This window comes from Paenibacillus sp. A14, from assembly GCF_036864815.1.
Classification (GTDB): Bacteria; Bacillota; Bacilli; order Paenibacillales; family Paenibacillaceae; genus Fontibacillus; species Fontibacillus sanfengchensis.
Genome location: NZ_JBAGJD010000004.1, coordinates 241,395 through 252,910, shown reverse-complemented (window position 1 = coordinate 252,910; position 11,516 = coordinate 241,395). Strand labels below are relative to the sequence as shown.

6 protein-coding genes are annotated in these 11,516 nt (G+C 53.3%); all 6 read right to left on the bottom strand.

Annotated elements, in window-relative coordinates; all coding sequences use genetic code 11:
- Positions 1-30: 30 nt before the first annotated feature.
- Positions 31-675, bottom strand: a complete 645-nt coding sequence (locus tag V4U88_RS12565) for an ABC transporter ATP-binding protein (protein ID WP_334073609.1) — start codon at positions 673-675, stop codon at positions 31-33.
- A 19-nt stretch (positions 676-694) separates the two neighbouring features.
- Positions 695-2,122 carry an ABC transporter permease gene (locus tag V4U88_RS12560; protein ID WP_334073608.1) on the bottom strand — a complete coding sequence of 476 codons (1,428 nt, stop codon included), beginning with the start codon at positions 2,120-2,122 and terminating at the stop codon, positions 695-697.
- Between the two features lie 136 nt (positions 2,123-2,258).
- A complete protein-coding gene (locus V4U88_RS12555) occupies positions 2,259-3,380 on the bottom strand; it encodes a sensor histidine kinase (protein ID WP_334073607.1) in 1,122 nt (373 codons plus the stop codon).
- Positions 3,377-4,042 (bottom strand): response regulator transcription factor, encoded by a 666-nt coding sequence (locus V4U88_RS12550; RefSeq protein WP_334073606.1) that lies wholly within the window; start codon positions 4,040-4,042, stop codon positions 3,377-3,379. Before V4U88_RS12550 ends, V4U88_RS12555 begins: the two co-directional genes overlap by 4 nt.
- Positions 4,043-4,162: 120 nt before the next feature.
- Positions 4,163-8,758: a glutamate synthase large subunit gene (gene gltB / locus V4U88_RS12545; RefSeq protein ID WP_334073605.1), complete on the bottom strand. Its 4,596-nt coding sequence runs from the start codon at positions 8,756-8,758 to the stop codon at positions 4,163-4,165.
- A gap of 331 nt (positions 8,759-9,089) precedes the next feature.
- Entirely contained in the window at positions 9,090-11,270 is a 2,181-nt protein-coding gene (locus V4U88_RS12540) for a YhgE/Pip domain-containing protein (RefSeq protein ID WP_334073604.1), read from the bottom strand.
- Positions 11,271-11,516: the final 246 nt, after the last annotated feature.

Genomic DNA, 11,516 nt, shown 5'->3' with positions numbered 1-11,516 from the left:
ACCCATTCCCCCAATCATCCGAAAACCGCGTCAATTAGCATGCTGCGCTTCCATACCTTGCACTTTGCCGCGCTTAATTCGGTATATGTAGTCCGCTTTTTTCGCGACTTCATTGGAGTGGGTGACGACGACAACACATTTTTGAAATTCATGTGCGCTTTCTCTCAGAATTTCCGTGATCTCCGCCGCGTTATCTTCATCCAGGTTTCCGGTCGGCTCATCCGCGAGCAACACGGGAGCATCCGATGCCAAGGCACGGGCAATCGCTACCCGTTGCTGCTGGCCTCCGGAAAGTTGTAGAATATTTCGTTTTGCCTCCTCGTCCGTAAGGCCCAATCTTTTCAAAATCTCCAGTGGATTCTTGTGTGTGATCATCTTGATATTTTCCACGGGATTCATATAATCGATAAGATTATAGTTTTGAAAAACCAACGCTACGTGATGCCTCCGATGGTACTCCAGTCCTTTTTGCGCTATATCCTCACCATTAAACAGAACTTTACCTTGCATCGGAGAATCCAGTCCCCCCAGGATTGAGAGCAAGGTTGTTTTACCTGAACCGGATGGGCCAATTATGGCATACATTTTCCCTGTTTCCATGCTCATATCAACCCCACTAAAAAGTAATTTTTGCTTGTCGTAGGAGTAGGATACATGGAGTGCCTCAAAATACATCGCCTTTTTACCACCCTTCTTAGCTCATTTTGGAAAGAATTTCTTTGGGATTCAGCCTCATGACCGAAACGGATGACATCCCTACGGCGATTACAATAATCAAGGTTCCGATCAAGTATAGCTGGACAAAACTCCTTGAGGTTACCTTTACCTCGATACTATCTAAGGCTTCCGTGCCGGCTATCGGCTCAGCAACCACAACTGACGACACCGCCACGGTGCCAGTCTGTTCACTTGGTTCTCCCCGGGAAAGCTGCTGCTGCAGCAGCGCGTTCCCTACGTTCTCCGCAATAGCATTTCCCGAAAAATAGGAGATTCCAAACGCAACTATTGCGATGAGCAGAACTTCCGTCACATACTGACCCAATATTTTGAACTTATGGATTCCTAAAGCCAGGAAAACCCCTGTTTCATACACTCTGTTTCTCATCCATAGCGTTAAGAGCAGAGAAAGAATGGCAACGCTAACCGCCATCATAATAATCAGCAATATCTTAACCAGACGAGACAGGTTGTTTAATGGTGCAGCCGCCTGGCTGTATGTCTCGTTATCCACACTGACATTAAATTGTTTCCAGTCCATGCTTGGGAGTGCTTCAACTTTTTCCACTATGGAATTTAATTGATCAGGGTTTTGCACAAAAAACGTAGCCTCCGAAAACCCTGGCTCCTTATCGCTATTAAACAGCTCCGCCTGCGAATAAATATCCGTGAACACACGGTTTTCGATCATGTTATAGGCAGAAGTCATCTCGGTTATTTGGTCCTCACCCGTCGGTTGAAATAACCCGACAATCTTGAGTTCAATCTTGTTGTGCGGATTGATCCCCAGTTGGTTTGCAACGCTATCCATGATCCCCAGTTTTAAGCTATCCCCGACTTTCAATTTGTTTTCCTCGGCTAATGCGCGACTGATCACAGCAACATGACGATCCTTCGGTAAAATGTGGCGCCCCTCGGACAGCTGAATGGATCGTGCTGTAAAAAAATCGCTGACCTCTGTTCCTGACACCGCTATGGCGTTAACCATATTTTCATAGCCGTCCTTAATAGGAAGTTTGCCTCTCAATAAATTAAAGTTCTCGGCATGAGGCTGCCACATTTCGGAGGCATAGTAGTTCTTTATTCCACCCACCGATTTGACGGACTCCAGCGTTTCAGCCGAAATCAGCGGACCCGTACTGTATGAATTTATACTTAGTTTTCCGCCGTCACTGGGTTCCGTTCTTTCCGTAACTACATAAGGGTTATCTTTACTCATATCTATGTAGATGGTAAATCTCCCCCCCAGCGATTCTCTAAGGTCGGTGCTTGCCGCTTGAGAAGCGTCTTTAATGGATATTCCCGTCAAAACAAAAGTCGCGATCACGAATAAAACCAAAAACAATAAAATACTCTTTCCTTTTTTTCGAGTTACGTACATTACTGCCCGATGCATAAAACTCATGATGAACAAAGCCTCCTTTTCAAGGATTGTGATGACGAGAACCAGTTTAACACCTTGAAATGGAAGCCATTTAGAATGTATGTGGAGCACGGATGTAGTCATAAAAAAAACCGCCGAGATTATCCGGGCGGTGAATTTACTTTTTTATTAGAAGGCTAAAGGCCATCCCTTTTTTCGATGGTGTTGGAGTGAACGTGTAGCTAATCCGTAAGGCGTTTAGAATGGAATCGACAATATACAAACCCAGCCCGTTGCCTCCCGGATCTCTCCCTCTTTCATATTCCGGCCGGTAAAACGGTTTAAATAATTCTTTCAGATGCTCTTCGGGGATGGGGTCGCACTCATTTTCAATGACCAAGTGGTCAGCATCACAATACACCCTTACTGAATGTCCCCTTTGGGTATAAGAGACCGCATTGGAAACGAGATTGTTTAGCGCTTTGCCAAAAAGCTCTGGCGGCAAATGGACAGTCTCCCCCTCCGTAACGTCCAACTCAAACCGAATGCCTTTAGCCTTGGCTATGATTTGAAAAGGCTCGCATAATTCGGTTAAGAACGCCGGAAGATGAATGTCGGTTGTTGCTTCATCCCGTACCAAAACACTCAAGTTTGAGGTATCAAGAACATTTTTGATCATCTCGGCCAGTTGTTCCGTCATTCGCTTGCACTTCGGTAAATAGACTTCATGATCCTTGTATTTGCCTACGCCAAGCATCATATTCTCCAGCATCGCATTCAGTGCGGTTACAGGCGTTTTCAATTCGTGCGAGGCCATTCTCAGAAAATCCACTTTTGATTTTTCGGATTCACTCACCTTGATTTTCTCTATTTCCAAATTTTCGATGGTTTTTAGGAGGCTGTGATATAACCGGTTCACGTTGTTCCCCAAAGCGCCGATTTCATCATCGGACTGAACTATACACCATGCGCTTCTATCCAAGGTTTCCATCTGTGCTGTTTCAGCCGAAATCCGTCGAATCGGCCGAGTCATCGCTCTGGAAAAAAGCAGGGAGCAGAGCACGGAAACTATAAAACAAATAAGCATCGAAATGGGAAGAACGGAACGAATAATGCCGGCGATATAATCGGAGAGGTTTAAAGTAACTGCCGTCAATACGGGATCATCAGTATATTCTTTAGCAGTGAAGCTTACGGGAGGCGTTAAAAGGTAAAATAAAGTATGGGCCATTACATTCATGAATACCATCAAGCCAAGCGTATACAAAAAAGTTTTGGGGAAAATTTTCAACCGTTTCATGGGCGAGCCTCAAACTTATAACCGACACCCTTCACAGTTACAATCGATTCCAGCCTAAGTTTTTTGCGAAGGTTCTTAATGTAGGTGTCAATGGTTCTGTCATTAATGGTACATTCTTCCCCCCATAAATCGTCAAGGATTTGGGTTCTGGTCAATACATGTCCCTGATGTTCCACCAACAGTTTCAACAGTTCAATTTCTTTGGGGGTAATATCAATTCTGCCGCCTGCGTCGCTAGCCGTATAACCGGAAAAGTCCACCTTGACATCTCCGAATGTCATAAAGCTGACGTTTTGCTGTTTATTACCTCTGCGGAGTAACGCCGTTACCCGCTTGCCCAGCAGCACCATGGAGAATGGCTTGGTTATATAATCATCGGCTTGGATATCAAAACTGATAATTTGTGTGTATTCATCACTAATGGCCGTTAACATCACAACGGGCACCGCACTGGTTTCCCTCACCTGCAAAAGAACCGACAGACCTGAAATTTTGGGCAACATAATATCCAAAATGATAAGGTGGATACTATGATCTCTAAAACAGCGCAAAGCTTCCTCCCCATCAAAAGCGGAAATAACCCGATGTCCCGCAACTTTCAAATATTCGGCAATAGCCTCATTGGTTTCCCGATCATCCTCTACAACCAGTATCGTTGACAATCCCCCGCGACCTCCTCATACCTATCTGAAGTTTATTTTAACTGGTTAGTATGAAATGTATATGAAAAAACGCCGCCCCCGTTATTTTCCTGACGAAGGCGGCGACTTTTCGTTTGCAGTTTAGTTGCCGGAGCGGGCAAGCTCCCGCGTGTTGGCTTCGAAGGCGGCGAGCAGGGCGGCCTCGCCCTTCAAGCCTTCGTTCTCCACCTTGCGGATTTGCTCCAGCATCCGCTTGTAATCTTTCGGAATGACGCGGACGAATTTCGGCAGCAGTTCATTCCAATTGTCCAGCACGCGGCGGCCGACGATGCTGTCCGTATACAGGACATGGCGGCTGATCAGCGTGCGGAGCTGGTCGGCCTCTTCCGGTTCGAATACCTGCTCCAATAGCACCATCTCCAGGTTGCACCGCTTGACGAAATCGCCCGTCACATCCAGGACGTAAGCGATCCCGCCCGACATGCCCGCCGCAAAGTTGCGGCCGGTTTCGCCGAGGACAACGACGCGTCCGCCGGTCATGTATTCGCAGCCATGGTCGCCTACCCCTTCGACCACAATGTTCGCGCCGGAGTTGCGGACCGCGAAGCGCTCGCCCGCGATCCCGCGGATGTAGGCTTCGCCGCCGGTCGCGCCGTAGAACGACGTGTTGCCGACGATGATGTTCTCTTCGGCCGCGAATGTGGCCTTCGGCGACGGCTTCACGATCACCTTGCCGCCCGATAGGCCTTTGCCGGTGTAGTCGTTCGCGTCGCCTTCCACCGTCAGCGTCATACCCTTCGGCACGAAAGCGCCGAAGCTTTGGCCCGCCGATCCTTCGAACCGGAACGTAATCGTATCCTCCGGCAGACCGGCCGCGCCATAAATGCGCGTCACTTCACTGCCGAGGATCGTCCCCGTCGCCCGGTTCACATTGCAGATCGGCAGCAGCGCGCTGACGGCTTCGCCGCGCTCCAGCGCCGGCGCCGCCAGCTCCAGGAGACGCGTCATATCCAGCGTCTCCTCCAGGCCGTGGTTTTGCCGGCGGGTGCAGTAACGGCTGCCGCCCGCAGGCACCTCCGGCATGTGAAGCAAGGCGGACAGGTCGACGCCCTTCTTCTTCCAATGGTCGACCGCCTTGAGCGTGCCCAGGCAGTCGGTCCGTCCGATCATTTCATCCAGATTACGGAAGCCGAGCTCGGCCATCCATTCGCGGAGGTCTTCGGCCACGAAGGTCATGAAATTGACCACGTGCTGCGGGTCACCCGTGAAGTTTTTGCGCAGCTCCGGATTTTGGGTGGCCACGCCGACCGGACAAGTGTCCAACTGGCAGACGCGCATCATGATGCAGCCGACCGCCACGAGCGGAGCCGTCGAGAAGCCGTACTCCTCGGCGCCGAGCAGCGCGGCGACGGCGAGGTCGCGTCCGGTGAGCATTTTGCCGTCCGTCTCCAGGACAACGCGGTCGCGTAAATTGTTCAGCATCAGCGTCTGCTGCGTCTCGGCGAGCCCAAGCTCCCAAGGGAGGCCCGCATGGCGGATCGAGCTTTGCGGGGACGCCCCGGTCCCGCCGTCATAGCCGCTGACGAGAATGACATCGGCACGGCCCTTGGCCACGCCCGCAGCGATCGTGCCGACCCCCGCTTCGGACACTAGCTTGACGTTGATCCGTGCCCGCGGATTCGAGTTTTTCAAATCATAGATCAGCTCCGCCAAATCCTCGATCGAATAAATATCATGGTGCGGCGGCGGCGAAATCAGACCCACGCCCGGTGTGGAACCGCGGACTTCGGCGACCCAAGGATACACCTTGCGGCCCGGAAGCTGTCCGCCTTCCCCCGGCTTCGCGCCCTGCGCCATCTTGATCTGAATTTCATCGGCATTGACCAAGTAATGCGAGGTGACCCCGAAGCGGCCCGAGGCGACCTGCTTGATCGCGCTGCGGCGCAGATCGCCGTTGGCGTCCGGCACATAGCGCGCCGGATCCTCGCCGCCCTCGCCGGTGTTGCTCTTGCCGCCGATGCGGTTCATCGCGATCGCGATCGTCTCGTGCGCTTCTTTGCTGATCGAACCGAACGACATCGCTCCGGTTTTGAAGCGGCGCATAATCGATGTGGCCGACTCCACTTCTTCCAGCGGAACTTTGGGTCCGACCGGCTTCAAGTCCAGCAGCGAACGGAGCGTAAGGTGTTTCTCATTTTCCCCTTGAACTAGAGAAGCGAATTTTTTATAGAGTCCGTAATCACCGGTACGCACGGATTGCTGAAGCAGATGAACCGTCTGCGGGTTGAACAGATGCTCCTCCCCGTCATTCCGCCATTGATACTCCCCTACGGAATCCAGCACCGGATCTTTACCGTCCTGACTGGCGAAAGCGCGGAAGTGATGGGATAGCGTCTCCTGCGCCACCTCTTCCAGCCCGATGCCGCCGATCCTCGACGGCGTCCAGGTAAAGTAACGGTCCACGAAATCCTCTTTTAAGCCCACCGCTTCAAAAATCTGCGCCCCCCGATACGACTGGATGGTGGAAATCCCCATTTTTGACAGCGTCTTTATGACGCCTTTCGTCGCGGCCTTGATGAAGTTGCTGACGGCCTTGTAATGGGAAATGCCTTGCAGCAGTCCCTGGGTGATCATGTCATCCAGCGTTTCGAAAGCGAGGTAAGGGTTCACCGCGCTGACCCCATACCCGAGCAGCAGGGCGAAATGGTGAACCTCACGCGGTTCCCCCGATTCCAGCAAGAGGCTGACCTTCGTCCGCGTTTCCTGTCGGATGAGATGATGATGCAGCGACGAAACGGCCAGCAGCGCCGGAATGGCCGCATTTTCGGCGTCCACGCCGCGGTCGGACAGAATCAGGACGTTATGGCCTTTGGCGATCACCCGGTCCGCCGCTTCACAAAGCGTATCGAGCGCCTTGCGCAGCCCTTCCGCACCTTGATCCGCCGGGAACAGAATCGGGATTGTCATCGCTTTGAAACCCGGACGGCGAATATGGCGCAGCTTGGCAAACTCTTCATTGGACAAAATCGGGGATTCCAGCCGGACTTGGCGGCAGCTCTCCGGTTCCGGCTTGAGCAGATTCCGTTCCGGACCGATCATCGTCGCCGTCGAAGTCACAAGCTCCTCGCGGATGGCATCGATCGGCGGATTCGTCACCTGGGCGAACATCTGCTTAAAGTAGTTGTACAGACGCTGCGGACGGTCCGAAAGAACGGCGATCGGAGCGTCGTACCCCATCGAAGCGATGCCCTCGGCTCCCGTAAGCGCCATCGGCTCAAACACCTTGCGCAAGTCCTCGAAGCTGTAACCGAACGCCATTTGACGCAGCGTGATGTTCTCGTGGCGGTCCGCCGGCATTTCCGGAGCTTCGGGAAGATCCTCCAGCAGCACCATGTGCTCATCCAACCAGGCGCGGTAAGGATTCTCCTTGGCGATGGAAGCCTTGACTTCCTCGTCGGAAATAATGCGGCCTTCTTTCGTATCCACGAGCAGCATCCGGCCCGGACGCAAACGGTCCTTGTACAGAACCTCCTCGGCCGGAATGTCCAGAACCCCCACCTCGGACGAAAGCACGATCAAATCGTTCTTCGTCACATAGTAGCGGGAAGGACGCAGGCCGTTGCGATCCAGAATCGCGCCGATTTGCACGCCGTCCGTGAAGCCCATGGCCGCAGGGCCGTCCCACGGCTCCATCAGCGCGCTGTGATATTCGTAAAAAGCTTTCTTGTCCTCGTCCATATCGGCATGGTTGCTCCAAGGCTCCGGAACCATCATCATGGCGACATGCGGAAGGGAGCGGCCGCTCAGGTACAGAAATTCAAACGTATTGTCAAACATCGCCGTATCCGAACCGTCCGGATTGATCACAGGCTTGACCTTTTCCAGATCGGCGCCGAAGGCTTCCGTTTCGAACAACGATTGACGGGCCCGCATCCAGTTCACGTTTCCGCGCAGGGTATTGATCTCCCCGTTATGGATCATAAAGCGGTAAGGATGCGCTCTTTCCCAGCTCGGGAACGTGTTCGTACTAAAGCGGGAGTGCACGAGCGCGATCGCCGATTCGAGACGCTCATCCTGCAAATCGAGATAGAACTGTCCGACCTGCTCCGTGGTGAGCATCCCTTTGTAGACCACCTTCCGGCAGGACATGCTCGATACGTAAAAAGCGTCGCCCTCCGCCTCGCCGCTGTAGCGGATGGCCAACTCGGCCCGGCGGCGGATCACATACAGTTTGCGTTCAAAATCCAGGTCGGTCGTCAATCCCGCGCCGCGGGAAATGAAAATTTGACGCACGAACGGCTTCGCCTCTCTTGCCGATTTGCCCAGCATATCGTCCCGGGTAGGTACCGTACGGAAGCCGATAACTTGTTGGCCTTCCTCCTCGATAATCCGGGTCAACTCGGCTTCCTGACGGCTGCGGACCTTCTCGTCATGCGGCAGGAACAGCATGCCTACCCCGTATTGACCGGCCTCGGGAAGACGATATCCCAGCTTCTGGGCCTCCGCCTCAAAAAAGCGATGCGGGATTTGCAGTAAAATACCTGCGCCGTCCCCGGAATTCGGCTCGCTCCCCTGGCCTCCGCGGTGCTCCATATTCGTCAGCATCGTCAAAGCCTGACTTACGATATCATGGGAGGCCTTGCCTTTGATATGAGCGACAAAGCCCATGCCGCAGGCGTCTTTTTCAAACGTCGGATCGTAAAGTCCCTGCTTTGGTGGTATAACCGTATGTTTCATATTCAGCGTCAACCTTTCTATAAATAAACTAAACCTTACTGTTAACGACATGTTTTATTTAGTATTTTTATTCTAACGGAAAACGCCGCGACTGTTTTTGCACTATCTTCTCTTTCTTTTGCACTAATGCCAAGAAATTTAAGAAGGAAAATCATCCAGTCGGCAAGATCTTGGTCGCTCCCGCTTTATTTTCTAAAAATAGGCATGATCAGCCCTACCGTTTGTCAGCTGTCATCTCTCATCCCGCCTTTTGCCGTGTACCCAAAAAAAGAACCCGAACAAAAAAGTTCGGGTTCTCTTTTCGGGCTTGCCGATACAGATATTAAGCTAATTAAGCCTCCAGGCTCGTTTCAGCGCTCACAATTTCGCTGTGTTTATGCATAACGAAGTAGAGCAGCGTCAACGCCAGGAAGACAACGGCGAAACCGGCGAGGATGCCGAGCTGATTCCAGGCATGGCTGAAATCGCCCGTGGAGACGACCGCTTTGTAGCCGCTGACGCTGTAGGTCATCGGGAGAAGCGGGTTGAACGCCTTCATCCAGTTCGGAATCAATTCCAGCGGGAAGGTGCCCGCGCTTGTGGTCAATTGGAAAATCAGCATCAGGATCGCCAGGAAGCGGCCGGGATTCTCAAGCCAAGTCACCAGCGCCTGAATAATAAACATGAAACACAAGCTCGTGACGAAGCTGAAGAGGAAGAACAGCGGAACGCTCTTCACTTCCAGGCCCAGTCCGTACAGCACCAGCAACGATGCCAGGAGGGATTGGACCAGGCTCATACCGGTAAAGGCGAGCCCGCGGCTCACAAACCGGTTCCAGGCGCTGGCCTCCGCCACGGACGATTCGCGGAGCGGGACTACCAGCGTGGAAATCAGAGCCCCCACGAACAGACCGAGCGACAGGAAGTAAGGAGAGAAGCCGGTTCCGTAGTTCGGCACTTCGCTAATCTTTTGTTCCTTGACTTGCACGGGCTCGGCGTACATGCTCACCAGCTTGTCGTTTTTCTTCACGCCGGACGTTTTTTCGGCCGCTTCATTCAGCTTCGAAGCCAGTTCGCCGGAGCCTTCGGTCAGCTTATCCATGCCGTCCTTCAGCTCGCCCGCACCGGCGCCAAGCTGCTTGGAACCGCTGGCCAGCGTTTCGACGCCGCCGGTCAGTTGGCCCATGCCGCCCTCGATCTTTTGGGCCCCCGCACTCAGCTTGCCCGCCCCTTGGACAAGTTCATGGCCGCCAGCCGCAGCCTCGGACAGTTTGCCGCCGAACAGCTGCAGACCCTCGGTCAACTGCTTTTGACCGGCCGTAAGCTGGTCGGCGCCTTGAACGAGCTGCCGCTGGCCCTGCGCCAACTGCTCGCTGCCTTGCAGCAGCTGACCGTGGGCGCTATGCAGTTCCCGGCTGCCCTGCAGCAATTGAGCCTGGGCTTGCCGGACCTGCTCGCTGCCTTGGGATACGGCCTTGCTGGCCGTCAGCAACTGTTGAACGGCCGGGTTTTGGGCCAGTTCCGGATTGCTCTTGGCCAACTGCTCCAAGCCTTGGGCCACGCTCTTCGCTCCCTCGGCCACTTTGGCGCCGCCTTCAGAGGAGGATTCCAGCCCGGCTACGAGCTTGCCGCTGCCTTCCTGAGCGGAAGTCAGGCCGGCTTTCAGCTTGTTCGCGCCTTCCGCAGAGGACTCCAGCCCGCTTTGCAGCTTCACGCCGCCTTCGTAAGCCTGGGTCGCCCCGCTCTCCAGCTTCTGTTCAGCCGCCTTCAGTTGGTTTAGCCCGCCGGACAGCTTCGCCGCGCCGGTTTGCACATCCGCGGCCCCTTTGCTCAAGTCCCCGGCGCCTTCCTGAAGCGGAGCGATGCCTTTGCCCAGTTTATTCGTCCCGGCGACCAGCTTCGCCAGGTTTTCTTTCAATTTCTGCGCGCCTTCGTCCAGCTTTACGGCCCCTTCATTCAGGGTGCTTGCGCCGGAGCCCGCGTCGTTCAAACCGCCGGACACTTTTTCCACCTGATCGAACAACGTCTCGGTGTACGCCTCCGTCACTTTGGCGGAGACCTTGGATTTAATCTCCTTCACGGCCGTACCGCCGATTTGCGCAGCCAGGAAATTGTAACCCTCGTTCGGCTCGAACATCAGCTCGGCCGGCTGCGGATTATCGTCCATGACCGTTGTGGCCTGCGACGAGAAGTTTTCCGGGATGACGATCGTCATATAATATTCGTTCGCTTCCATCCCTTTTTCCGCCTCTTCACGCGAGACGAATTTCCATGAGAAATCGTTGCCTTTCTTAAGTTCTTCAATCAGGTCCTTGCCGACCTGGAGCGATTTCCCTTCATACTCCGCCCCGGTGTCTTCATTGACGACCGCGACCGGAATTTCGTTCATTTTCCCGTATGGATCCCAAAACGCCGCCAAAAACATGCCGCTGTACAACACCGGTATGAACAGGACGACGATAATCGGGACAATGACTTTCGGTTTCTTGAAGGACGCAGCCAGGTCCTGAAAAAACACCGATATCGATTTCATGATAGTTCCCTCTCCTTCATCCCGTCTTTATTTTTTCTTGATTGACCAAAAATCTAATTCGGTCATTAAGTCATTCACTAATCTATCATTTCCCCCGGGGCATGACAAGAGCTTATTTTCTGTAATTTTCACAATGTATTTCCATCATGTTGTACGGCCCGGTCCGGCCCGCTCCCCGACCTAAGTCCAGCCGGAGACCAGTCCCCGGTCTCTTTTTAAAATGGCCGAAAAAAAATAAACTGAAAT

What these genes read in the sequence shown, in the direction of transcription:
- gltB (WP_334073605.1), bottom strand. Translation starts at nt 8,758, where the DNA reads ATGAAACATACGGTTATACCACCAAAGCAGGGACTTTACGATCCGACG.
- V4U88_RS12555 (WP_334073607.1), bottom strand. Translation starts at nt 3,380, where the DNA reads ATGAAACGGTTGAAAATTTTCCCCAAAACTTTTTTGTATACGCTTGGC.
- V4U88_RS12560 (WP_334073608.1), bottom strand. Translation starts at nt 2,122, where the DNA reads ATGAGTTTTATGCATCGGGCAGTAATGTACGTAACTCGAAAAAAAGGA.
- V4U88_RS12565 (WP_334073609.1), bottom strand. Translation starts at nt 675, where the DNA reads ATGTATTTTGAGGCACTCCATGTATCCTACTCCTACGACAAGCAAAAA.
- V4U88_RS12540 (WP_334073604.1), bottom strand. Translation starts at nt 11,270, where the DNA reads ATGAAATCGATATCGGTGTTTTTTCAGGACCTGGCTGCGTCCTTCAAG.